The organism is Aurantimonas sp. 22II-16-19i, from assembly GCF_002088275.1.
Taxonomy (GTDB): Bacteria; Pseudomonadota; Alphaproteobacteria; order Rhizobiales; family Rhizobiaceae; genus Jiella.
Genome location: NZ_AQQS01000031.1, coordinates 35,692 through 57,816 on the forward strand (window position 1 = coordinate 35,692; position 22,125 = coordinate 57,816).

Consider the following 22,125-nt stretch of genomic DNA (forward strand, 5'->3'; position numbering starts at 1 on the left):
TTGTCGCGGCGTCCGGCACCTCCGGATACTTCTTTGCCTGCTGCATCGGGCGGCGCGACGGCTTCGGCCGCTGCGCCGCCCGTCAGCGTTAGGGGGGCAGCGTTCGGGGCGGGCGTTCGCGGCCTGCGCTACTGCGCCTTGCCCATCAGCCGCAGCGCGAAGGCGTAGACATAGGCGATCTCTTCCAGTTTCGAGAAGCGCCCCGACGCTCCCGCATGGCCGGAATCCATGTTGGTGCGCAGGAGCACCGGATTGTCGTCGGTCTTCATTTCCCGCAGCCGAGCGACCCATTTCGCCGGCTCCCAATAGGTGACGCGCGGGTCGGTCAGCCCGGCGAGGACCAGCGTCGGCGGATAGGCCTGGGCCTTGACGTTGTCATAGGGGCTGTAGGAGGCGATCACCTCGTAGTCCTCCCCCGACAGCACCGGATTGCCCCATTCGGGCCATTCCGGCGGGGTGAGCGGCAGGGTGTCGTCGAGCATCGTGTTGAGGACGTCGACGAAGGGGACGACGGCGACGATGCCGCCGAACTTTTCCGGCGCCATGTTGGCGACGGCGCCCATCAGCATGCCGCCGGCCGATCCGCCCTCGGCGACGATCCGCTCATAGGAGGTGAATCGCTCGGCGACGAGGTGGTCGGCCGCGGCGATGAAGTCGGTGAAGGTGTTGGCCTTGTTGCGGCGCCGGCCGGCTTCGTACCAGCGGAACCCCTTGTCCTTGCCGCCGCGGATATGGGCGATGGCATAGACGAAGCCGCGATCGACCAGCGACAGGATGTTGGAGCTGAAGCTCGCCGGAATGGTGATGCCGTAGGAGCCGTAGCCGTAGAGGAGGCACGGCGCCGTGCCGTCGAGGGGCGTGTCCCTCGCATAGAGGAGCGTGACCGGCACCATCTCGCCGTCCTTCGCCGGAGCGAAGATCCGCCGCGTGACATAGGCGTCCGGATCGTGGCCGGAGGGCACTTCCTGGGTCTTCAGCAGCACCCGCTCGCGGCTCTCGACGTCGTATTCGAAGGTCTGGGAGGGGGTCGTCGGGGAGGAATAGGTAAACCGGATCGCCGTCGTGTCGAACTCGTAGGTGCCCGACAGGCCGAGGGAATAGGCCTCCTCCTCGAAGGCCACGGCGTGTTCCTCCCCATCCGACAGGCGCTTGACGACGATGCGCGGCAGGCCGTCCCGGCGCTCCAGCCAGACCAGGTGGTTCTTCAGAACGAAGTGGTCGAGGATCAGCCGGCCGTCCTCATGGGGGACGAAATCCGCCCATTCGCCGCGGCCGATGGCATCGACCGGGGCGGTGACGAGCTTGTAGTCGTGCGCCCCGTCGGCATTGGTGCGGATGTAGAGGATGCCGTTCGCCTCGTCGACGTCGTACTCGACGCCGGTCTCGCGCTCGGCGAGGAGCCGCGGCTCGGCCGCCGGATTGGCCGAGGGGATCAGCCAGCATTCCGACGTCTCGTGGTCGTGGATGTCGATCACCACGAACTCGTCCGACTGGGTCTTGCCGACGCCCATGAAGAAGCCGGCGTCGGTCTCCTCGTAGATCAGCGCGTCGTTCGCCGGGCCGTCGCCGAGCCGGTGAAAGAAGACGCGGCTCGGCCGATGGTTGGAATCGAGGCGGGTATAGAAGAAGCCGCCCGAGCGCGCCGACCAGACGCCGCCGCCGCCGGTGTCCTCGACGACGTCGGGAAGGTCCTCGCCGCTCTCGAGATCGCGGACCTTCAGCGTGTAGAATTCCGAGCCCTTGTCGTCATAGGCCCAGGCGAGCCAGCGATGGTCGCCGGAATGGCTGGCTCCGCCGAGGGAGAAATAGGGCCGGTCGGCCGCCTCTTTTTCTGCATCGAGAAGGGTCTGCGCCTCGCCGCCCTCGCGCGGGATGCGGACGAAGCGCGGATGCTCCGCGCCGGCCTGATAGGCGATGCCGTAGGCATAGGGGCCGTCGGGAGCCGGCACCGACGAATCATCTTCCTTGATTCGCCCGCGCATCTCCCTGACGAGCGTCTCGCGCAGCGCCTCGGTGCCGGTCATGACGGCTTTTTGATAATCGTTCTCGGCCTCGAGATGGGCCCGGATCGCCGGGTCGAGAAGGCCGGTGTCCTTGAAGACGTCCTGCCAGTTCGCCGCCCGCAACCAGGCATAGGGATCCTGCCGCTCGCGGCCGTGGCGGGTATCCCGGAGCGGTCGCTGCTCGGGAAGGGGGGGCCTCGGAAGCGCGGCGGTGGGAGCGAAGGATTTCGTCACGGGCAGGGTTCCTGGCTTGTGGTCTTCGGGCGCACCGCGGATCTTGCGGCAATTGCAGCGCAAATTCCCCGAAAAAGCCACCGTCGCTGGAGTGACGCGGCCATTGCTCAACGGTTGGTAAGGAAAACCCGGACCATTGTCGCCAATTCGGTGAAACGATTTCGACGCCGCAGTTAGGCGGTCCGGTGGCGCTTCGCAAGCCGAGGCGGGCTCGACGGGCGAAACCGTACGCTCGCCAACGATGATGGCTCCGGGCGCGCTTGCCCCCGGCTTTACCGGTTCTTATAGAACGAGGGCGTTCGGTACTGTCTTGCCGGGCGGGCAAACGGCAAGGATCACGAATGGCGGAAATCGAGGCGACGACCGGAGGAACACTGGCCCTTGCCCTGCCATTCATCGCCGCAGCGCTCGCGCCGATCCTGAAGCGGGTCATGGGGGCCCACGCGGCCTGGATCCTGGCGCTGGCGCCGGCGCTGGCTTTTGCGATACTGTTCGGCTTCGTGCCGACGGTCTCGGCCGGCGGTGTGGTGCAGTTCGGCTATGACTGGATTCCCGCCTTCGACGTCCGCTTCTCGTTCCGCATCGACGGCCTCGCCTCGACCTTCGGCCTTCTGATCACCGGCATCGGCACGCTGATCGTCCTTTATTCCGGCGGCTATCTGAAAGGGCACCGCGACCAGGGGCGGTTCTTCTCCTTCATCCTGATGTTCATGGGCTCGATGCTCGGCCTCGTCCTCGCCGACGACCTGATGACGCTGTTCGTCTATTGGGAGCTGACCTCGATCACCTCCTTCCTCCTGATCGGCTTTGACCACGAGCGCGAGAAGGCGCGGCGCGGTGCGATCCAGGCCCTGGCGATCACCGGCGGCGGCGGCCTGGCGCTCCTCGCCGGCTTCATCCTGATCCGCGAGGTCACCGGCCTCAACTCGATGACCGAGATCCTGGCGGCCGGCGACGCGCTGCGGGACAGCCCGTACTACCTGCCGATCTTCGTCCTCGTCCTCTGCGGCGCCTTCACGAAATCGGCGCAGATGCCGTTCCACGTCTGGCTTCCCAACGCCATGGAAGCGCCGACGCCGGTCTCGGCCTATCTGCATTCGGCGACCATGGTGAAGGCCGGCGTCTACCTGTTGCTGCGCACCCAGCCGGCGCTCGGCGACACGGCATTATGGACGACGGTGCTGCCGCTCTTCGGTTCCGTGACGCTGGTCCTCGGGGCGCTGCTCGCGGTGCGGGCGACCGACATCAAGATCACGCTGGCCTATACGACCGTTGCCTCGCTGGGGCTCCTGGTCATGCTGATCGGGGTCTCGACCGAATACGCGCTGATCGGCGCGGTGCTCTACCTGATCGCCCATTCGCTGTTCAAGGGCGGCCTGTTCATGGTCGCCGGCTCCGTCGACCACGGCGCCCACACCCGCGAGATCGGGCAGCTGGGCGGGCTGGCGAAAGCCATGCCGCTGACCTTCGCCGCAGCCCTTCTCTGCGCCTTGTCGATGGGCGGCATCACCCCCTTCGTCGGCTTTCTGGCGAAGGAAGAGATCTATCATGCGCTGGAATACGCCGACGCCTATCACATCGCGCTGATGGCAGCCGCGATCCTCGGCAATGCGCTGATGTTCGCCGCCGCCTTCATCGTCGCGCTGAAGCCCTTCGTCGGCAAGCTGCCGGAGACGATCGACCATCCGCACGAGGGCGGGTTCACCATCTGGTTCGGGCCGCTTCTCCTCGGTGTCCTGGGGCTTGTCGGCGCCCTGTTCTACCAGACCTACCACGCGCTGTTCTCCGTCCCGATGGCGAGCGCCGCCATCGGCAGCCCCGTCGCGATCGACATCTCCTGGGTCCCGCATCTCAACCTCGCCTTCGCCCTGTCGATGGCGACGATCGTACTGGGCATCGCGATCTATCTCGCCTCGGATGCCATCCGGGCGGCGACGAGCCGGGTACTCTCGGCGATCGGCTGGGGACCGGATCATGGCTTCGACCAGGCGATGCGCGGGCTCCTGCGGTTCTCCTTCTTCGTGACGAGCCGCCTGCAGTCCGGCCGGCTCGACTACTACATGACGGTCACCGTGGTGGTGATCGCCGCCGCGCTCTTCGTCCCGATGATCTTCGGCGGGGCGCTGCCGGCCGAGCCGCAGATGCCGCAGCTGCGCTTCCACGAGTGGATCGTCATCGCGCTGATCCTCGTCGGCATCCTCGCCGTCGTCGTCGCCAAGAACCGGCTGACGGCGATCGTTTCCCTCGGCATCCAGGGCTTCGGCGTCGCTTTGATCTTCATGGTGCTCGGCGCGCCGGACCTCTCCTTCACCCAGTTCATGGTCGAGACCCTGTCGGTGGTGATCCTGGCGCTGGTGATGACGCGGCTGAAGCTGTCCCCCGCCGATCACCGGCCCCTGCGCGAGAAGCTTCCCGACGCCCTGATCGCGGCGGTGGGTGGCGCCGGCTTCGGGCTCTTCCTCTTATCGATCGTGCAACGGCCGTTCGACCCGGTGCTGTCCGACTTCTTCGAGCGCTACAGCTACGCGATCGCCCACGGCAAGAACGTCGTGAACGTCATCCTCGTCGACTTCCGCGGCGTCGACACGATGGGTGAGATCGCCGTGGTGATGACCACGGGGCTGGCCATCCTGGCGCTGATCCGTGTCCGGGCCGGCCGCAGCAACGTCCGACCTCAACCCGATCCGACGGAGACGACGCCATGAGGACGGTCATCTTCCGGTTCACCGCGCCCTATCTCACGGCGCTGATGGTGCTGTTCTCGATCTTCGTGCTCCTGCGCGGCCACAACGAGCCGGGAGGCGGCTTCATCGGCGGCCTGATCGCAGCCTCCGCGCTGGCGATCTACGGCATCGCCTGCGGCGTCGTCGCCGTTCGCCGCTCGCTGCATTTCCATCCCTTGTCGATTTCTGCGGCGGGCCTGTTCATGGCTGTCGTCGCGGGGCTGCTGTCGCTTCTCTTGAGCAGCCAGTTCATGACGGGCCTGTGGGTGTTTCCGACGATCTTCGGGACCGAGCTCGCTTTGTCGACGCCCCTGATCTTCGACATCGGGGTCTATCTCGTCGTCGTCGGCTCGATCAGCTCGATCGCGCTCGCCCTCGAGGAAAGGGAGAGCGACTGATGGAAACCGCCCTCAGCTTCGTCGTCGGCTGCCTCTTTGCCGTGGCGCTGTATCTGCTTCTGTCGAAACACATCATCCGCATGCTGCTGGGCGTCGTCCTGCTCGGCAACGCCGTGAACATCCTGATCTTCACGGCCGGCCGGATCAGTTCCGTCGCACCGCCCCTCATTGCCGAGGGCGCCTCGGTCCCGCTGACGGACGTCGCCAACCCGCTGCCCCAGGCGCTGGTGCTGACGGCGATCGTCATCTCCTTCTCCTTCTTCGCCTTCCTCCTGGTGCTCGCCTATCGCGCCTATCAGGACCTCGGCACGGACGACACCGACCAGATGCGCGTCGCCGAACCCGAGAATGACGGCCCTCCGCCGCTGGGATATTGATCGTTCGATGGCTGGACCTTCCGAGACCGCACAATTGAAGACCGAGGCGATGGTGCAGGCCGCGCTGGCGCCGTCGGACTATCTCGTCGTCGCGCCCGTCGTCGTCTGCCTGCTGTTCGGCGCGATGCTTTTGATGATCCGCAAGCGCATCGACTGGCACCCCGTCCTTGCCATCCCCGGCTTCTTCCTCGTCCTTCTCGTCGACGTGCTGCTCTTGCTGAAGGTCGCGGCCGAGGGGCCGCAGACGATGATGATGGGCGGCTGGAAGGCGCCCTTCGGCATCGCCTTCACGGTCGACATGCTGGGAGCGCTGTTCGTCACGGCGTCGGGCTTCGTCGCCTTCGCGGCGGCGATCTATGCCAGCGTCTCGATCAACCGCACCGAGCGCCGCTACGGCTTCTTCCCCTTTCTCTTCCTGATGATGGGCGGTGTTTCGGGAGCCTTCCTCACCGGCGACGTCTTCAACCTCTATGTCTGGTTCGAGGTCCTGCTGATCGGCTCCTTCGGGCTCCTGATCCTCGGCTCGGAACACGAGCAGCTCGACGGGGCGACGAAATACTGCTTCCTCAACCTCGTCGCGACGACGCTGTTCCTGATCACCACCGGCTATCTCTACGGCCTGTTCGGCACCCTCAACATGGCCGACATCGCCGAGAAGGCCGGCGGGTTCGAGAATGACGGAGCGCTGCTCACCATCGTCGTCCTCTTCCTCGTCGCCTTCAGCGCGAAGGCCGCGGCCTTCCCGCTGAACTTCTGGCTGCCGGCCTCCTATCACACGCCGCGCTTCGTCGTGTCGGCGCTGTTTGCGGGCCTCCTCACCAAGGTCGGCGTCTATGCGCTGATCCGCATCGTTTTGATGCTGTTTCCGCCCCAGCATGCCGAGCTGGCGCCGCTGATCGCCTGGGTCGCGGCGCTGACCATGCTGGTGGGGGCCTTCGGAGCCCTCGCCCAGAGCGATCTCCGCCGGCTGCTCAACTACTTCGTCGTGGCCGGCATCGGCACGATCTTCGCCGGCCTCGCCTTGGTCGGCGGGGAGGGCGCGCCGGATGCCGGTTCCCTGGCGAACGCTGCGCGCGCCGCAACGGCGGACGGCGCGCCGGACGTCGTCGCAGGAGCCGCGGCACCGCTGCTGCCGGCCACCGGAAACCTGGTGGTGGGGCTCTCCGGCGCGGTGTTCTATGCCCTCCATTCGATCGTGGTGATGACGGCGCTGTACCTTGCCGCCGGTACGGCGGCGCGGATCGCCGGCTCGTCCTCGCTGCGCGACATGGGCGGTCTCTGGCGCGGCAAGCCGGCTCTGGCGGCGCTGATGCTGGTCTTCCTCTTTGCCGTCTCCGGCCTGCCGCCCTTCTCCGGCTTCTGGCCGAAGGTCGTCCTCGTGCGCGGCGCCTTCCAGGCGGGGCTTCCCTGGCTCGGCGCGGTGATCCTCTTCACCGGCTTCCTGATGACCGTCGCCAGCGCCCGCATCTTCGCGCTCGCCTTCTGGCGAAACGCGCCCGAGCCCGCCGTGGCGGGGGCGCGCGGCGGCAGCTTCGATCCCGAGGGCGAGGCGTCGCCTGCCCTGTCCATGACGCCGCTCCTCATCCTCGCCGTCTTCATCGTCGCCGCCGGGGTGCTGCCGCAATGGCTGGCGACACTCACCGACATCGCCGCGCGGGGCGTCGTCGATCCCGCCGCCTATCTCGGCTCGGTGTTCGGAGGCGCGTCATGACCCTCTTCCTGATCAACATCATCCTGGCGCTGGTCTGGACGGTCGTCTCCGGCTCCTTTACGCTCCTCAACCTCGGCTTCGGCTTCCTCCTCGGCGCGGCCTCGCTCTTCCTGATCCGCCGGGAGATCGGGGCGAGCGGCTACATGAGCCGCATCTTCCGGATCGCCGGTCTGTTCCTGCTCTTCCTGCGCGAACTGATCCTGTCCGCCTGGCGCGTCGCGGTGATGGTGCTGTCGCCGAAGATGCACCTGACCCCCGGCATCTTCGCCTACAGGCTGAAGGTCGACCGCGACTTCGAGATCACCCTGCTCGCCAATCTCATCACCCTGACGCCCGGAACGCTCTCCGTCGACGTCTCCGAGGATCGCTCGACCCTCTATGTCCACGCGATCGACTGCTCGGACCCGGAGGGGGCGCGAGCCGACATCGCGTCGGGCTTCGAACGCAAGATCCTCGAGGCCTTCCGATGAACCACAGCGAATTCGCCCGGACGTTCCTCGACATCTGCCTCGACCTGTCGCTGGCGATGCTGGGCGTCGCCTTCTTCCTGACGATCGCCCGGATCATCATCGGCCCGACCCTGCCGGACCGGGTGCTCGGCCTCGACATGCTGACCTCCGTCGCCATCGGCTTCATCGCCGTCATCGGCATCGACACCGGCTTCATGCTTTATGTCGACATCGCCATCGCCCTCGGTCTCGTCGGCTTCCTCGCGACGGTCGCCTTCGCCCGCTTCATCCTCGCCAGGGGCAAGACCGGAGACGACGACGAAAAGCTGAATCTGAGGAAGATCGACGGCGACGCGTTCAAAACGGTCAACAAGCCGACATCGAGGAAGCCCAGCCGATGATCGACACGGCTCTCACCATCCTTGCCGGCCTGCTGGTCGTCTGCGGAGCCGCTTTCGCCGCGATCGCGGCCTTCGGCCTGTTGCGCCTGCCCGACATCTACACGCGCATGCATGCGGCCTCGAAGGCCGGCGCGGTCGGTTCGGGCATGATCCTGCTGGCGCTGGCGCTGGTCTCCGATTCGGGGCCTGAGACGTTGCGGGCGATCGCCGCCATCGCCTTCTTCCTGTTGACCGCGCCGCTGTCGGCTCATCTTCTGGCCAAGGCCGCCTATGCCGTCGGCTACAAGCTGTGGCCGGGCTCGGTCCTCGACGAGATGCCGCAGATTTCCCCGAAGCCCCGCGGGTCCGACACGCCGGGGGAGGCGCATCCGGCCTCCAATGCCGAGGTGAAGCCGACGATCCGGCGGGGAAGCTGACATGTCGGCCGGCGGCTCGCGCATCCTCTCCGCTCTGTTCATCGTCTTCGCCGGCCTGTTCGGCGCGGCGGGCGTTGCCGGCGCGGCAATCGGCGCCCATGTCGTCTCCGACGACCGGTTCGTGGCGATCGCCGCCTCCATGGCGCTGTTCCACGGCCCGGCCCTGCTCGGTCTCGCCGCCGTTCTTGGCCGCGCGCCGCGACTTCTCGGCCTGGCGGGGATGGCCGCCATCGTCGGCGTCATCCTGTTCTCCGGCGATCTGGCGACCCGCGCGGCGACCGGCGCCTCGCTCTTTGCCAATGCGGCCCCGACCGGCGGCATGATGCTGATCGCTGCCTGGCTAATGGTGGCGGTGGCGGGCTTCCTCGCCATGGTCCGGCGGGCCGAGACGAGCCGCCAGCCCGGGGCCACCGGCAGCGTCCCGAGCGTCGCCCCAAACATCGCCCCCAGCATCGCCCCAAGCATCGATGGAGTGACACGATGAACGGCTTCGACACGGCGCTCTTTGCGGGCAAGACCATCGTCGTCACCGGTGCCGGCCGCGGCATCGGCGCGGCGGTGGCGCGCGGCTTCCTGCGGAGCGGCGGGCGGGTCATCGCCCATGCCGGACGCACGCTCGACCATGCCGAGGCCGATCTCCTGCAGGATCTCGGCGACGACGAGACGGGCCGGCTGACGCTTCTGACCGCCGATCTGGCGGCGCGGGACGGCGGCGAGAGGTTTGCCGGGCAGATCCTCGACGCGCTCGGCGGGCCGCTGGACGTGCTCGTCAACAATGCGGGCACCATGGTCGGCCGGATCCCGGCGGTGGAGGTCGATGCCAAGGCCTTCGACGCGGTCGTCGATCTCAACGTCCGCTCGGTCGTCGCGCTGACGACGGCGCTCCTTCCGGCGCTGAAGAAGGGCGGCGAGGCCGAGGGCGGCGCGGCGGTGGTCAACACCTCGTCGATCTCGGCGATCGTCGGCGGCAGCCCGGGCTCCTCGCTCTACTCCTCCTCGAAGGCCTTCATCTCGACATGGACACGGGCGCTCGCCCGGGAGCTCGCACCGGATCACGTGCGGGTCAACGCCGTCTCTCCCGGCACCATCATGACCGATTTCCACCGGCGCTACTCGTCGCAGGAAAAGCTCGACGCCACCGCGGCGTCGATCCCGATGAAGCGGCTCGGCACCGCCGAGGACTGCGCGCCGGCCTATCTGTTTCTTTCAAGCGCCCGCCTGTCCGGCTACCTGACCGGCCAGGTGATCGAGGTGAATGGCGGCCAGTTCATGGGCTGAGCGCCCGGACGAGGGGCGCTTCGCGCTCTTCGCCGTCGAATTGCCCCCGGAAACGGGGTCGCCGGGCGGCCGCTCCCCGCCGGCGGGGAGACGAACACTGCGGCTGCGGTGCTGCCGGTTCCTCGCCTGGCACTCGAAGCCTGGCACCCGAAATCGCGTTTGGGGGCGTTGCACAACGGGCACAGATGCCCGCTTCGCACGCGCCGCGGCGTTGATTTTGCTTTTCCGCGCAACCTGATCCCCTATGAGAATCCCCTTGACTCGCCTCTTCCGGGCGGGGCGATACGCGGTGTTGGGGATTCTTGCGCAAACGGATCACGTCGGCAATCGTCTTTTCTCTCGCGGCGGCGATCGGCCTGTCGCTGGCAGGGCAGCTGTGGGTTTCCAGCGAGACCGCCGATCGGCGCCGCTTCAGCCAACTCGCCGACGACGCCGTCGACCGGGTCGATGCAAAGCTCGCCTCCTACCTCTCGCTGCTCTACGCGACGCGGGCCTTTCTCGCCGCGGATGGCCCGGGCATCTCGGCCGAGACATTCGAACGCTTCATTTCCGGGCTTGATCTGGCGGAACGCCATGACGGCATCCAGGGAATCGGCTTTGCCGCGACGATCCCGGCCGCGGCCGCGCCGAGCGTCGCCGACGAACTGTCGGCCCGCTACGGCCGGACCGTCGAGATCTGGCCGCCGACGACGGACCAGCCGGTGCGCACGCCGATCATTTTGCTGGAGCCCCAGGACCAGAGGAACCAGGTGGCGCTCGGCTATGACATGTATTCCGATCCCGTGCGCCGTCAGGCAATGGATGCCGCTGCGACGACGGGACGGCCGGCAGCGTCCGGGCCGGTCCGTCTCGTCCAGGAAATCGACGAGAACCGGCAGTTCGGCTTCCTGATCTATCTGCCCGTCGCTGCCGGCGATGCCTCCGCGGCCTCCGTCGTCTCGCCCCCCGCAGAACCCGGCTTCGTCTATGCGCCGCTTCGCATCGGCGACTTTCTGGAAGCCGCGCTGTTTCAGAAGCCGCAGCCGGCGATCCATGTCGAGGTGTTCGACGGCGAAGCGAAACCGGAGAACCTGATCCTTGCGTCGCGCGAGCCGTTGCTGCCCGAGATCGCCCACTTCGCGGTCGAGCGAGAGCTCGATGTCGCCGGCCGACAGTTGCTCTTCCGCCTGTCCCCGACGGAGAATTTCGAGCGGCTCGGCTCGAACTATCCGGCGGCGCTGCTGGCGATCTTCGTCCTCGTCCTCGCCATCGTCCTGGCGCTCCTGTCGCTCGTGCAGTCCCGGCGGCTGGAGGCGGTCGCCGCGCTGAACGAGGCGAGCGAGCGCAACCTCGCGCAGAAGGACATGCTGCTGCGCGAGATGAACCATCGCATCAAGAACTCGATCGCGCGGATGCTTTCCATCGCCCGGCAGACCGCCCGGCGCGCCGAGAGCCTGGAGGATTTCACCGCGCGCTATTCCGCCCGTCTGCAGGCGATGGCGGCCGCCCAGGAGATGCTGACCCGGTCGCGATGGGGCAGCGCGCAGATCGGCGCGCTCCTGTCCGCCGAACTCACTCAGGTCTTCGGCGAGGACGAGGAGAGCTGCCGGCTGCAGGGTCCCGAAGTCGAGGTGGACGAAACCGTCAGTCAGGCGCTCGGCCTGACCTTCCACGAGCTCGCCACCAACGCCATGAAATATGGCGCCCTCTCCAGTCCCGAGGGAATGCTCGTCGTCGAATGGCGGCTGGACGGGAAAGACCTCGTCATCGACTGGCAGGAACAGGGCGGCCAGGCGCCGGATCTGTCTGTCGAAAGGGCCGGTTTCGGCACCAGGCTCATCGACATGACGATTCGCGGCGAACTCGGCGGTTCGATCGAGCGGCGGGCGGGCGAGGGCCGCCTCGCCATCCTCATCCGCTTTCCCTTCGCCGAGCGGGGGAAGCCGCAGCCCGTGCCGGGCTCGCGGCTCTGAGGCTCGGCGAGCCTCCGGCGTGCTTCAACGACTCGGCCGCGCGGCATTTCCCGATGTTCGGCATGTCGCGCCGGCGCTGTCTTCGAATCACGTTCCCGGGGTTCGCCCTCGTCCGTCCCATGCCGCGAATGCCTCGATCAGCGGGCCGTAGTCGTCGGTCGCGGGAAACTGCGGGAACGGTTTCGGCGCGCCGGTCTCGGCGAAGGCCAGCTTCTCGCTCGTGAAGGTCTCGATGAAGGGGGCGATGTCGCCGGTGTCGTCCAGCATCGGCGATCTCAGGTTGACGAAACCGGCGATGCGCCGCGGCTTCGAGAACACCCATGTGAGGCAGGAGGGGCAGAAGAAGTGCTGCACGTCGTCGCCCTTGAGGCCGCCCAGCACCGGCTCGCCGGCGGTGACGACGAAGCCCTCATCGGGCAGCATCATCGTCAGGGAATAGGCGCTGGATGCCATTTTCTGGCAGCCCCGGCAGTGGCAGGCGGCCGTCATCATCGGCGCCGCTCTCACCTCGAAGGTGAGGGCGCCGCAGCGGCAGCTTCCCTTGCGCGGCAGGTTCCAGTCGGCGGCCATTGTCACCCTCTCCATTCGTTGCGCTGAGGCGGGCACGTCCCGCCTCCAGGCGATGCCCGCCCGCGTCGCGCCGCGGGCAGCGGCCGACCGGCCTAGCGCCCGGTCATCGCCATCTGGTCGGGACGGTAGCGCGCACCGGCGACATTCGCCAGCTTCTCGCCGATCTCCGCCTGCTCGGTCTCGGTCAGCTTGATGTCGGCGGCCGCGGCGTTCTCTTCGAGGTGCTTGATCTTCCGGGCGCCCGGGATCGGCACCACGAAGTCCTTGCGCGAGAGCAGCCAGGCCAGCGCCAGCTGCGCCGCCGTCACGCCGCGGGCCTCGGCAAGGCTCTTCAGCGTCTCGACCAGCGCCGCATTGGCGGCCATGGCGTCGGCCTGGAAGCGCGGCAGGTTCTTGCGGAAGTCGCCTTCGGAGAGCTGGTCCGGGCTCGTCAGCCCGCCCGTCAGCTGGCCGCGGCCGAGGGGCGAATAGGGCACGAGCGCGATGCCGAGCTCCTCGCAGAGCGGAAGGATCGTCTCCTCCGGATCGCGGGTGAAGAGCGAGTATTCGTTCTGCAGCGCCGCGATCGGATGGGTGGCATGGGCCCGGCGGATCGTCTCCGGCCCGGCTTCCGAGAGGCCGAGGGCGCGCACCTTGCCGGCCTTCACCAGCTCGGCCATCGCCCCGACGGTCTCCTCGATCGGCACATCCGGGTCGACGCGGTGCTGGTAGAACAGGTCGATCGTCTCGATGCCGAGGCGGGCGAGGCATTCGTCGGCGACCTGGCGGACATGGTCGGGCCGCGAATCGGTGCCGCCGAGATTGGCCGCGCCGTTCTCCTCGCTGGCGATCCGGAAGCCGAACTTCGTCGCCACCGTCACCTGGTCGCGCCGACCCTTCAGCGCCTTGCCGACGAGCCGTTCATTGGTGAAGGGGCCATAGACCTCGGCCGTGTCCCAGAAGGTCACGCCGATCTCGATGGCCCGGTGGAGCGTCTTGATCGATTCGGCTTCGTCCTGGCCACCATAGGCGTGGCTCATCCCCATGCAGCCGAGGCCGATCGCCGAGACGGTGAGGTCGTTGCCGAGTTTGCGCTGATGCATTGTCGTGTCCTTTTCGCTGATGCGATGACGGGCAAGATGGACTGCGGGGAAGGGGCCGGGAAGACCGTCGCGCTTTCACGGGCTGTTCGATATGGTTCATCAATGGTCCGTTCGCTTCTGTCACCGCTGTCGCTGTTCGCCACCGTCGCGCGGCTCCGCTCCTTCCGGGCTGCTGGCCGGGAGAGCGGCCTGTCGCCCTCCGCCGTCAGCCACGCGGTCGCCTCGCTGGAGACTGCGCTGGGCGTGCGCCTGCTGCAGCGGACCACGCGGTCGGTCTCGCCGACCCCGGAGGGCGAGGCGCTGCTGGAGCGCCTGGCGCCGGCGCTGGCGGAGATTTCCGAGGCGGTCCTCGCGGCCGGCGCCGGCATCGGCGAGCCGGCGGGAACGCTGAAGGTCAACCTCTCGCGTTCGGCCTTCGAGATCGTGGTGCTGCCGAAGCTCGCCGCCTTTCGCGCTGGCTATCCCCACGTCGTGCTCGATCTCATTCTCGACGACGGCCTCGTCGACGTCGCTTCGCAGGGCTTCGACGCCGGCATCAGGCTGCGCGAATCGATCGAGCAGGACATGATCTGCGTTCCGGCGGGGCCGCCGCTGTCCCTGGCGATCGTCGCCAGCCCGGATTATCTCGCGGCGAACGGCACGCCCCTGACGCCCGGCGAGCTCGCCGGCCATGCCGGGATCGTGCGCCGTTTCGACACCGGCGAGATCTACCGCTGGGAATTTGCGGCGGCGGGCCGGCCCGTGGTGGCGCTGCCGAAACCGGCGATGGCCGTCAACGACACCAAGGCCGGCGTCGACGCGGCCCTGGCGGGCCTCGGGATCGCCGTCGCGATGCTGCCGCAGGTCGCGACCCAGCTCGAGGAAGGGCGGCTGGTTCGGCTGCTCACGGATCATTCGCCGGAATTTGCGGGCTTCGGCATCTATTATCCGTCGCGCCGCCAGTTGCGGCCGGCGCTGCGGGCGTTCGTCGATCACTACCGGAGTTGATGCGGCCCAGGCGATTCCAGCGCAGCCGCCGGCCGGCGACTGCGCTGGCGTCGCTCAGAAGTCGAGTTCGGCGTAGTTCAGCGACGGCGGCAGGCCGCGGATGCGCTCGGTCAGGAGGATGCGGAAGGCGGGGCGCGACTTGACCCGCATGTACCAGTCCTTGGCCTGCGGCTCGGTATCCCAGGGGACTTCCCCGATATAGTCGAGGGTCGAGAGGGAGGCCGCTGCGGCCATGTCGGCATAGGAGAGGCGCGGGCCGGCGAGCCAGTCGCGCTCCTCGACAAGCCAGCCGAGATAGCGCAGGTGGTGCTTGAGATTGGCCCTTGCTGCCCGGATCGCCGAGGCGTCGGGCGCACCGCCGCCGTCCTCTGGGCGCATCTCCAGCTTGAACACCCGCTCGCGGATCAGGTAGCGGGTGACTTCGCTCTCCATCTTCTTCAGGAACCATTCGGTCAGGCGCCGCGCCTCGGCGCGCTCCAGCGGCTTTTCCGACATCAGCCGCTTGTCGCGCTGGAAGGCTCCCCGGGTCTCGTCGAGATACTCGCCGGCGACGATGCCGCCGACGATCGGCGGCCCGCCGTCCTCCACCAGCACCGGCAGGCTGGCGGCGGGATTGAGCATCAGGAAGTCGCGGCGCCGCTCCCACGGCCGCTCCTCCACCAGCTCGCAGCGTTCGCCGTATTCGGCCAGCACCAGCCGGACGAAGCGGGAGGCGGCTGACATCGGATGGTGGTGCAGTTTCAACATTTCGCCTGGGATCGGTTTGTTTGCGACGGCGGCACGAGCAGCATGCGCATCGGCCGGCTGAGGAGGCGTCTCGCAGAGCCTGTTCGCGGCGCAGTCAGGGCATTTTCGAAAGGATCACACAAATTCGTCAACAGATTGGAAAAAGGAATGTTTCCCTCGCGGCAGGCGCTGCGGGGCGGGTCGGACGACTGGTTGTCGAATGCGGCAGGCAGAGAATCGGTTCCCCCCACGCGGGCCGCCGGGTCAGCCTCGCGTCAGGGCCGCGGCCCTAAGTCCGGGCGCCGCGGGCCATTGCATCCGGATGCCGGTCGTGGAAGGAGCCGGCCAGCCTGGGCCTGCCTCGGCCAGGCGGCCGCGATGGATGCCTCGATCGACCATGATCGCGGCGATACCGGGCCAGGGAGCCATCGCCGGGCCCCCGGCGATAGCAGGTTTCGATGGCGCAAGGAGAGCGAGCTTGGATCTTGGAGCCTATTTCGACGCGGCGCTCCTCGGCATCGTCGAGGGTCTGACCGAATTCATCCCCGTCTCCTCGACGGGGCACATTCTGCTGCTCGGGCATTTCCTCGGCTTTCAATCGACGGCCCGCACCTTCGAGATCGTCATCCAGCTCGGTGCGATCCTGGCGATCCTCCTCGTCTATTTCGCGCGGCTGTGGCAACTCTTCATCACCCTGCCCAGCAGCGGGCGGAGCCGGCACTTCGTCATAGGCATCCTCGCCGCCTTCCTGCCGGCGGCCATCGTCGGGGTGATCGCCCACGACTTCATCAAGGACGTCCTGTTCGAGACGCCGATGGTGATCTGCATCGCCCTCGTCGTCGGCGGCATCCTGCTCCTCGTCATCGACAAGCTGCCGAGGCGCGTGCGCTACGACGACGTGATGGACTATCCGCTGTGGCTGTGCCTCGCCATCGGCGCCTTCCAGTGCCTCGCCATGATCCCGGGAACGTCGCGCTCGGGCGCGACCATCGCCGGCTCGCTGCTGATGGGAACGGACAAGCGTTCGGCGGCGGAATTCTCGTTCTTCCTCGCCATGCCGACCATGGTCGGCGCCGTCGCCTACGACGTCTTCAAGAATCGCGACGTGCTCTCGCTGGACGATGCCGGGCTGATCGCCGTCGGCTTCGTCTTCGCCTTCGTCTCGGCGCTGTTCGTGGTGCGCACGCTGCTCGACTTCGTCTCGCGCCACGGCTTCGCCCCCTTCGCCTGGTGGCGGATCGGCGTCGGCACGCTCGGCATGGTGCTGCTTCTGGCGACGGGGGCGGCAACGGGCGAAGGCCGGCCGGTCTCGCTCGGCGCACAGGCGGCGTCAGAGAGCTCGCTCAGCGTCGACGACATCCTGCGGGCCGAGACGCCCGCCGCCGATCATCCGGCGATCGGCAAGGGCGAGCGCGTCACGGCGGAGCCGTGAGCGCAGGGGTTTCGGCGCGGTCTTTCTCCGGCCTCTCGGCCCGGCCCCGCGACCCGTTCTGCGACCAGGCCCCTGAAATGCCTCGTCAGGCGACGCCGTCCTGATTCTTGGGGTCGAGGCCGCCGCCCTGGGGCTGCGGCTTGGTGAACTGCCCCTGCGGGCGGAAGCGGATCAGATAGGTCGGCAGGATCGCGTCGAGCGTGCGCGGCATGCGCTGGAAGGCCTCCAGCGTGCGGCCCTCGGCCTTGGCTTCGTCGGAAACGACGTTGTCGACCTTCAGGAGCGCCACCTGATCCTCAGTCAGCGGCGCGCCGGGCAGGAAGCGCATCATCCGCGCCATCGTCGAAGCCGCGCCGAAGGGGATCGTGACGAAGCGCCGCTTGCGGCCGACGACGCGCAGCATCTCTTCCATCATCTGGCGGAAGGTGAGCACCTCCGGCCCGCCGAGCTCGTAGATCCGGCCACCGGGAACCTTGCCCTCCACCGTGTCCGCCACCGCCTCGGCGACGTCGCCGACGAAGACCGGCTGGTAGCGCGTGTGACCGCCGCCGATCAGCGGCAGGAACGGCGAGACCCGCGCCATGCCGGCGAATCGGTTGAAGAACTGGTCCTCGGCGCCGAAGACGATGGAGGGCCTGAGGATGGTTGCGTCCGGAACCGTCTCGCGCACCGCCGCCTCGCCGGCGGCCTTGGACCGGGCATAGGCCGAGGCGGAGCCGGCATCGGCGCCGATCGCCGAGATCTGGGTCAGCCCGGCGCCGACGCCCCGGGTGGCTTCCGCCACGGCGCGGGCGCCGAAATGCTGGACGGTATCGAAATTCTGGCGGCCACTCTCGGCCAGGATGCCGACGAGATTGACGACGTGATCGGCGTTCTCGACGGCCCGGTCGACCGACCAGCGATAGCGCAGATTCGCCTGGATCGGCAGGATCTGGCCCATGTTGCCGGTGATCTGCAGGTGATAGGCGAGGTCCGGTCGGCGGCAGGCGACGCGAACGCGGTGGCCCCGGCGGCAGAGCGCCTGCGCCACGTAGCGCCCGAGAAAACCGGATCCGCCGAACAGAACAACCGTCTTGTTCAAACCGATCGCCATGGCATCCGCTCCTTCGCTCATCCTGCGGCTCATCCTGCGGGACCCAGCTCCGCGGGGACCACCAGGGACGACGAACCGGCGCTCCGCGCGCGTCGTCGTCGCGACCCGCTCGCGTCGGCTCATAGCCTTTTCGCCCCGCCAGGTGAAGGCGGGATTTCGCCATCGGCCGAATGGGATGGCGGGAAGCGTTTTCCGACGGGCCATGGCAAAATCCGCGTTGACAGGGAGGAGGGCAGCTTCTAATGGTCCGCCCCGAGCCCAGGTGGCGGAATTGGTAGACGCGCACGGTTCAGGTCCGTGTGCCGCGAGGCGTGAAGGTTCGAGTCCTTTCCTGGGCACCATTTCCCTATTCGTGACTGTCCGATGCGGTCCGAATAGCAGCCAAAACCCCCGCAAACGCTGGATTGTTGGTCCGGCGTGGTCCGGAGCGGGGTGTTGGTATCCGATCGAGATGTTGGTAGTTCTGTTGGTATGCGGCAGCGGGCGCGTTGCTCGCCGCGATCCGATACCAACAGACGGGTGCCCGAATGGCGCTAACCGACCTGCAGATCAAGGCTTTCCGGCCATCGGATCGACCCTTCAAACATAGCGACGGCGGCGGCCTCCATTTGTTGGTATCGCCGAAAGGGTCGAAGCTCTGGCGGGTCTCCTACCGCTTCGGTGGGAAACAGAAGCTTCTGGCGCTTGGTGCCTATCCGACCGTCTCGCTCGCCGATGCTCGCGCGCGCAGGGACGAAGCGAAGACGCTTCTGAAGCGCAATATCGATCCCTCCGAACAGTCGAAGCTCGACCGCATCGCCGCGACGGCGTCCCGCGCAACCACCTTCGACGCCATCGCCGACGAATTGCTTTCCAAGTCCGAACGCGAGGGAAAGGCCGAGGCGACGCTGACGAAAAAGCGTTGGCTGCTTAACCTCGTGCGTCCGCACATCGGCGGCCGGCCGATCACCGAAATCACCGCGTCAGAAATCCTCGTGCCGCTTCGCCGCGTGGAGGGGCAAGGAAACTACGAGACTGCTCGTCGGCTGCGTGCGGTCGTCGGACAGGTGTTCCGCTATGCGATCGCAACGGCGCGCGCTGAAAACGATCCGACATATGGTTTGCGTGGCGCATTGACGGCGCCCACCGTCACGCACCGCGCCGCCTTTACCGACTGGAAGAGCTTCGCCAATGTGATTCGGGCGATCGACGAATATGTTGGCGCGACCGATACGCGGGCAGCGCTCAAGCTGCTGGCACTTCTCTATCCGCGACCGGGCGAACTGCGGCAGGCGGAATGGCCTGAGTTGGATCTTACGAAAGGCGTCTGGACGATCCCGGCGACGCGCACGAAGATGCGGCGGGAGCATCGCAAGCCGTTGCCACAAGCGGCAGTGGCAATCCTCGAAGACGTTCGGACGCGGTCCGGCGCCGGCCGGCTCGTTTTTCCGGCGATCCATACAACCTTGCGGCCGATGAGCGAAAACACCCTCAACGCAGCGCTTCGGCGCATGGGCTTCACCAAGGACGAAATGACCTCCCACGGCTTCCGCGCGACGGCGTCTTCGCTTCTCAACGAAAGCGGCCTCTGGCATTCCGATGCAATCGAGGCTGAACTTGGCCATGTCGGTGCCGATGAGGTGCGACGTGCCTATCATCGCGCCGCCTATTGGGATGAGCGGGTCCGCATGGCAGAGTGGTGGGCAAGCAGGCTTATCTAGCGCGGTGAAAGGCACGCGGTGACTGATCCATTTTCCTCTTATCTAGGTGAATTGCCTCCGGAGGTGGAGCCGGCCGAGCTTTGGCTCTGGGCGCGGATGGAGAAATGGAACCAACGCCAAGCACTCGCCCTAGCTCTAGGCGCTGACCCAGACTCTTTAGATGGCTATCTTCATAGCGATGAAGAGCGAGATTTGGACGAAAATCTTGTTGAAGTTTACAAAGCCTTGTTTCAACTGGCGTCGATCAAGTTCTTTGATAGTGCCGTTGTCGAAAAGTACGTTAAGCCTGCAGATTTTTTTAATTGGTTATTGGCGAAGAAGCTTCCCTGTCCCGAAGGCCTTCGAGGCGCACTAGCCGAATTTGGAACACCGGTCCAAAACTGGCAACGCCGTGCTGTTGAGAGTGAAAAGGCCGTCACTTCACTGAAGGGGCGGGTTTCTCAGTTAGAAAGAGCCATTGCCGATGGGGCGGTGAGCACAAGCGGAACTGTTAGAGAGCGCGAGACGCTCTTGAAGCTTTTCATCGGCTTGGCAGCGGAACAGTATGGGTTCAAGTCTGCGCGCGTGCGGAGCCCGGCTGCAGGCCAGATTGCCAGTGATCTTGCCAACGCCGGCCTCGCTGTCGACGAGGATACGGTTCGCAAATTCCTCAAGCTGGGCGCCGAACTCCTCCCGCCGACCGAAGGCGATTAGAGGTGCGCTGAAACCGAATTCGGTTCCGACGTAACCGAATTCGGCCAATGCCCGAAACGCTTCTCCTAAGCCTTCCTCGTCCGAACAACGACGAGGTGGCACCATGCCCGACACTATCGACCTTCCCTGTACCGGCTTCCTGCGCTTGCGCTCGATCCTCGCGCCGGCCGGCCCGATCCCCGTTTCGAAATCGACCTGGTGGGCGGGCGTGAAAGACGGTCGCTTCCCGAAGCCGGTAAAGCTCGGCAGCCGGATCACCGTCTGGCGCGTCGAAGACATTCGGGCGCTTCTCGACAGGGGCGCGCTGTAGGGATGGCGCGCCATCCAAGCAGCCGGCCGATCAAGAAGCATCGCAGCTATACGGTGGACGAGGCGGCGAAGGCGCTCGGCGTCCACAAGGGCACGGTGCGGCGCTGGCAGAAGACGGGTCTGCCGTCCCTGACCGATCAGCGGCCGGCGTTGATCCTTGGCGCCGAGCTGATCGCCTTTCTCGACGAGCGCAAGCCGAAGCGGCAACACTGCGCGCTTCATCAGGCCTACTGCCTCTCGTGCCGCGCACCTCGCGATGCCGCTTTGGGCGAGGTCGATTTCATCCTTCACGCCAGCGGCGCCGGCATGATGCAGGCGCTCTGCGCAGAATGCGAAACGGTGATGAACAAGCGGGTTCCCATCGCTCGCATCCCCGAGCTTCAGGCGAAATTGGCGGTGACGATCAGACAGGCGCCCGAACCCATAAGCGAGAGCCATTCCCCCTGTTTGAATGATCAATTGAAAGAGGCGCGGTGAACCCATGCAAACCCCTCATGCGAAGAACGTCCGGATCAAGCGCCGCTATGCGCATTATCTCGAAGAAGCCGAGCGCATGGCGCCGACGAGCGTCGATCAGGCGCTGGCAGCAATTGCCGCCTTCGAAGCCTCGACCGGCGGACGCGACTTTGCGAAATTCCGGATCGAACAGGCGCGCCGATTCAAGCGGCAACTCGAAGAGCAGACCAACGAGAAAACAGGAAAGCCGCTCGCCAAGTCAACGGTCTATGCGCGGCTAATGGCGGTCAAGCGCTTCGTCCATTGGCTGGCGGGACAACCGGGCTACAAGTCCAAGATCACCTATTCCGATGCTGACTATTTCAACCCTTCTGCCAATGACGGACGCATCGCCACGGCGACGCGGGAAAGGCCCGCACCGACGATCGAGCAGATCCGCCATGTGATCGAGACGATGCCGGCGGGCTCCGACATCGAGAAGCGCGACCGGGCGGTGATCGCATTCATCCTCCTGACTGGAGCAAGAGACGACGCCGTTGCCTCGCTGCGGCTGAAGCATGTGGACCTCGACAGAAGGCGCCTCTATCAGGATGCACGCGAGGTCAGAACCAAAAACAGAAAGACCTTTTCGAGCCTGTTCTTCCCGGTTGGCGACGACATCGAGGCGATCATTGCGGACTGGATTGCCCATCTGAAAGCGACGCTTCTTTTCGGCCCGGATGATCCGCTGTTTCCGGCAACGAAGATCGGCCTGAAGGACGGGCTTTTCGCGCCGGCCGGCCTCGACCGGACGCATTGGAAGAACGCCGATTCGATCCGTCGCATCTTCAAGGAGGGCTGCACGAGCGCGGGTCTGCCGTACTTCCACCCGCATAGCGTCCGGCGCACCCTGGTGCAGCTTGGCGAACGGGTTTGCCGAACGCCGGAAGACTTCAAGGCATGGTCGCAGAACCTCGGCCATGAGCAGGTGCTCACGACCTTCGTGAGCTACGGGACCGTCGGCAGCGACCGGCAGGCGGCAATTATGGACTCGTTGAGAAGCGGGCGCGGCGCCGGCACGATGAATGACGCAGCTCTGATGGAAGACATGCGTCGGTTGCTCGAAAAGCACGTATCGATGGCAAAGGCTTGAAGC

Annotated in this window: 22 protein-coding genes and 1 tRNA gene; 18 read left to right on the forward strand and 5 right to left on the reverse strand. The window is 66.5% G+C overall.

The window, feature by feature from the left end; genetic code table 11:
* Positions 1-128: 128 nt before the first annotated feature.
* Positions 129-2,237 carry a S9 family peptidase gene (locus ATO4_RS20470; RefSeq protein ID WP_083593609.1) on the reverse strand — a complete coding sequence of 703 codons (2,109 nt, stop codon included), beginning with the start codon at positions 2,235-2,237 and terminating at the stop codon, positions 129-131.
* A 341-nt stretch (positions 2,238-2,578) separates the two neighbouring features.
* Between ATO4_RS20470 and ATO4_RS20475 the strand changes: the two genes are divergently transcribed.
* From ATO4_RS20475 to ATO4_RS20520, 10 genes are all read left to right on the forward strand, one after another.
* Complete coding sequence (locus ATO4_RS20475; RefSeq protein ID WP_083593611.1) at positions 2,579-4,942, forward strand: putative monovalent cation/H+ antiporter subunit A; 2,364 nt, start codon at positions 2,579-2,581, stop codon at positions 4,940-4,942.
* The gene (locus ATO4_RS20480) at positions 4,939-5,358 is read left to right on the forward strand and encodes a Na+/H+ antiporter subunit B (RefSeq protein ID WP_083593613.1); all 420 of its coding nucleotides are present in this window, start codon (positions 4,939-4,941) and stop codon (positions 5,356-5,358) included. The genes ATO4_RS20475 and ATO4_RS20480 overlap by 4 nt, the downstream gene beginning before the upstream one ends.
* Positions 5,358-5,735 (forward strand): Na+/H+ antiporter subunit C, encoded by a 378-nt coding sequence (locus tag ATO4_RS20485; protein WP_083593615.1) that lies wholly within the window; start codon positions 5,358-5,360, stop codon positions 5,733-5,735. Before ATO4_RS20480 ends, ATO4_RS20485 begins: the two co-directional genes overlap by 1 nt.
* 7 nt (positions 5,736-5,742) lie before the next feature.
* Entirely contained in the window at positions 5,743-7,446 is a 1,704-nt protein-coding gene (locus ATO4_RS20490) for a proton-conducting transporter membrane subunit (RefSeq protein ID WP_083593616.1), read from the forward strand.
* Positions 7,443-7,916: a Na+/H+ antiporter subunit E gene (locus ATO4_RS20495; RefSeq protein ID WP_083593618.1), complete on the forward strand. Its 474-nt coding sequence runs from the start codon at positions 7,443-7,445 to the stop codon at positions 7,914-7,916. The genes ATO4_RS20490 and ATO4_RS20495 overlap by 4 nt, the downstream gene beginning before the upstream one ends.
* A complete protein-coding gene (locus ATO4_RS20500) occupies positions 7,913-8,296 on the forward strand; it encodes a cation:proton antiporter (protein ID WP_083593620.1) in 384 nt (127 codons plus the stop codon). The genes ATO4_RS20495 and ATO4_RS20500 overlap by 4 nt, the downstream gene beginning before the upstream one ends.
* Entirely contained in the window at positions 8,293-8,712 is a 420-nt protein-coding gene (gene mnhG, locus ATO4_RS20505) for a monovalent cation/H(+) antiporter subunit G (RefSeq protein WP_083593621.1), read from the forward strand. Before ATO4_RS20500 ends, mnhG begins: the two co-directional genes overlap by 4 nt.
* A gap of 1 nt (position 8,713) precedes the next feature.
* Positions 8,714-9,196 (forward strand): DUF423 domain-containing protein, encoded by a 483-nt coding sequence (locus ATO4_RS20510; RefSeq protein WP_083593622.1) that lies wholly within the window; start codon positions 8,714-8,716, stop codon positions 9,194-9,196.
* Positions 9,193-9,990, forward strand: a complete 798-nt coding sequence (locus ATO4_RS20515) for an SDR family oxidoreductase (RefSeq protein WP_083593624.1) — start codon at positions 9,193-9,195, stop codon at positions 9,988-9,990. Before ATO4_RS20510 ends, ATO4_RS20515 begins: the two co-directional genes overlap by 4 nt.
* A 302-nt stretch (positions 9,991-10,292) precedes the next feature.
* Complete coding sequence (locus tag ATO4_RS20520) at positions 10,293-11,942, forward strand: CHASE domain-containing protein (RefSeq protein WP_083593626.1); 1,650 nt, start codon at positions 10,293-10,295, stop codon at positions 11,940-11,942.
* A gap of 87 nt (positions 11,943-12,029) precedes the next feature.
* Here ATO4_RS20520 and ATO4_RS20525 read toward each other — a convergent pair whose 3' ends face one another.
* Positions 12,030-12,512, reverse strand: coding sequence for a GFA family protein (locus ATO4_RS20525; protein WP_083593627.1), 483 nt, complete (start codon positions 12,510-12,512; stop codon positions 12,030-12,032).
* Positions 12,513-12,604: 92 nt separating this feature from the next.
* A complete protein-coding gene (locus tag ATO4_RS20530; RefSeq protein ID WP_083593629.1) occupies positions 12,605-13,594 on the reverse strand; it encodes an aldo/keto reductase in 990 nt (329 codons plus the stop codon).
* A gap of 102 nt (positions 13,595-13,696) precedes the next feature.
* Between ATO4_RS20530 and ATO4_RS20535 the strand changes: the two genes are divergently transcribed.
* The gene (locus ATO4_RS20535; RefSeq protein ID WP_083593631.1) at positions 13,697-14,581 is read left to right on the forward strand and encodes a LysR family transcriptional regulator; all 885 of its coding nucleotides are present in this window, start codon (positions 13,697-13,699) and stop codon (positions 14,579-14,581) included.
* A gap of 54 nt (positions 14,582-14,635) precedes the next feature.
* Here the strand turns inward: ATO4_RS20535 and ATO4_RS20540 are convergent, their stop codons facing one another.
* The gene (locus ATO4_RS20540; protein WP_083593633.1) at positions 14,636-15,328 is read right to left on the reverse strand and encodes a glutathione S-transferase family protein; all 693 of its coding nucleotides are present in this window, start codon (positions 15,326-15,328) and stop codon (positions 14,636-14,638) included.
* A 457-nt stretch (positions 15,329-15,785) separates the two neighbouring features.
* Here ATO4_RS20540 and ATO4_RS20545 point away from each other — a divergent pair, with 457 nt between their 5' ends.
* Positions 15,786-16,739 (forward strand): undecaprenyl-diphosphate phosphatase, encoded by a 954-nt coding sequence (locus ATO4_RS20545; RefSeq protein WP_245308857.1) that lies wholly within the window; start codon positions 15,786-15,788, stop codon positions 16,737-16,739.
* 85 nt (positions 16,740-16,824) lie between these two features.
* On the opposite strand, the gene ATO4_RS20550 is transcribed toward ATO4_RS20545, so the two are convergent.
* Complete coding sequence (locus ATO4_RS20550) at positions 16,825-17,832, reverse strand: complex I NDUFA9 subunit family protein (RefSeq protein WP_139802585.1); 1,008 nt, start codon at positions 17,830-17,832, stop codon at positions 16,825-16,827.
* A 256-nt stretch (positions 17,833-18,088) separates the two neighbouring features.
* On the opposite strand from ATO4_RS20550, the gene ATO4_RS20555 reads away from it, so the two are divergent.
* The 6 genes from ATO4_RS20555 to ATO4_RS20580 all read left to right on the forward strand — a co-directional run bounded on the left by ATO4_RS20555 (position 18,089) and on the right by ATO4_RS20580 (position 22,122).
* Positions 18,089-18,173, forward strand: a tRNA-Leu gene (locus ATO4_RS20555).
* Positions 18,174-18,359: 186 nt separating this feature from the next.
* Positions 18,360-19,532 (forward strand): integrase arm-type DNA-binding domain-containing protein, encoded by a 1,173-nt coding sequence (locus ATO4_RS20560; RefSeq protein ID WP_083593638.1) that lies wholly within the window; start codon positions 18,360-18,362, stop codon positions 19,530-19,532.
* A gap of 18 nt (positions 19,533-19,550) precedes the next feature.
* Positions 19,551-20,225: a hypothetical protein gene (locus ATO4_RS27355; protein ID WP_139802586.1), complete on the forward strand. Its 675-nt coding sequence runs from the start codon at positions 19,551-19,553 to the stop codon at positions 20,223-20,225.
* 103 nt (positions 20,226-20,328) lie between these two features.
* The gene (locus tag ATO4_RS20570) at positions 20,329-20,535 is read left to right on the forward strand and encodes an AlpA family phage regulatory protein (RefSeq protein ID WP_083593641.1); all 207 of its coding nucleotides are present in this window, start codon (positions 20,329-20,331) and stop codon (positions 20,533-20,535) included.
* Positions 20,536-20,537: 2 nt separating this feature from the next.
* Positions 20,538-21,011 carry a helix-turn-helix domain-containing protein gene (locus ATO4_RS20575; protein ID WP_083593643.1) on the forward strand — a complete coding sequence of 158 codons (474 nt, stop codon included), beginning with the start codon at positions 20,538-20,540 and terminating at the stop codon, positions 21,009-21,011.
* Positions 21,012-21,015: 4 nt separating this feature from the next.
* Positions 21,016-22,122 carry a site-specific integrase gene (locus ATO4_RS20580; RefSeq protein ID WP_083593645.1) on the forward strand — a complete coding sequence of 369 codons (1,107 nt, stop codon included), beginning with the start codon at positions 21,016-21,018 and terminating at the stop codon, positions 22,120-22,122.
* Positions 22,123-22,125 lie beyond the last annotated feature (3 nt).

Excerpts from the sequence above, each read along its gene's own strand:
- ATO4_RS20475 (WP_083593611.1), top strand. The coding sequence starts at position 2,579 with ATGGCGGAAATCGAGGCGACGACCGGAGGAACACTGGCCCTTGCCCTG.
- ATO4_RS20480 (WP_083593613.1), top strand. The coding sequence starts at position 4,939 with ATGAGGACGGTCATCTTCCGGTTCACCGCGCCCTATCTCACGGCGCTG.
- ATO4_RS20485 (WP_083593615.1), top strand. The coding sequence starts at position 5,358 with ATGGAAACCGCCCTCAGCTTCGTCGTCGGCTGCCTCTTTGCCGTGGCG.
- ATO4_RS20490 (WP_083593616.1), top strand. The coding sequence starts at position 5,743 with ATGGCTGGACCTTCCGAGACCGCACAATTGAAGACCGAGGCGATGGTG.
- ATO4_RS20495 (WP_083593618.1), top strand. The coding sequence starts at position 7,443 with ATGACCCTCTTCCTGATCAACATCATCCTGGCGCTGGTCTGGACGGTC.
- ATO4_RS20500 (WP_083593620.1), top strand. The coding sequence starts at position 7,913 with ATGAACCACAGCGAATTCGCCCGGACGTTCCTCGACATCTGCCTCGAC.
- mnhG (WP_083593621.1), top strand. The coding sequence starts at position 8,293 with ATGATCGACACGGCTCTCACCATCCTTGCCGGCCTGCTGGTCGTCTGC.
- ATO4_RS20510 (WP_083593622.1), top strand. The coding sequence starts at position 8,714 with ATGTCGGCCGGCGGCTCGCGCATCCTCTCCGCTCTGTTCATCGTCTTC.
- ATO4_RS20515 (WP_083593624.1), top strand. The coding sequence starts at position 9,193 with ATGAACGGCTTCGACACGGCGCTCTTTGCGGGCAAGACCATCGTCGTC.
- ATO4_RS20525 (WP_083593627.1), bottom strand. The coding sequence starts at position 12,512 with ATGGCCGCCGACTGGAACCTGCCGCGCAAGGGAAGCTGCCGCTGCGGC.
- ATO4_RS20530 (WP_083593629.1), bottom strand. The coding sequence starts at position 13,594 with ATGCATCAGCGCAAACTCGGCAACGACCTCACCGTCTCGGCGATCGGC.
- ATO4_RS20535 (WP_083593631.1), top strand. The coding sequence starts at position 13,697 with ATGGTCCGTTCGCTTCTGTCACCGCTGTCGCTGTTCGCCACCGTCGCG.
- ATO4_RS20540 (WP_083593633.1), bottom strand. The coding sequence starts at position 15,328 with ATGTTGAAACTGCACCACCATCCGATGTCAGCCGCCTCCCGCTTCGTC.
- ATO4_RS20550 (WP_139802585.1), bottom strand. The coding sequence starts at position 17,832 with ATGGCGATCGGTTTGAACAAGACGGTTGTTCTGTTCGGCGGATCCGGT.
- ATO4_RS20560 (WP_083593638.1), top strand. The coding sequence starts at position 18,360 with ATGGCGCTAACCGACCTGCAGATCAAGGCTTTCCGGCCATCGGATCGA.
- ATO4_RS20570 (WP_083593641.1), top strand. The coding sequence starts at position 20,329 with ATGCCCGACACTATCGACCTTCCCTGTACCGGCTTCCTGCGCTTGCGC.
- ATO4_RS20575 (WP_083593643.1), top strand. The coding sequence starts at position 20,538 with ATGGCGCGCCATCCAAGCAGCCGGCCGATCAAGAAGCATCGCAGCTAT.
- ATO4_RS20580 (WP_083593645.1), top strand. The coding sequence starts at position 21,016 with ATGCAAACCCCTCATGCGAAGAACGTCCGGATCAAGCGCCGCTATGCG.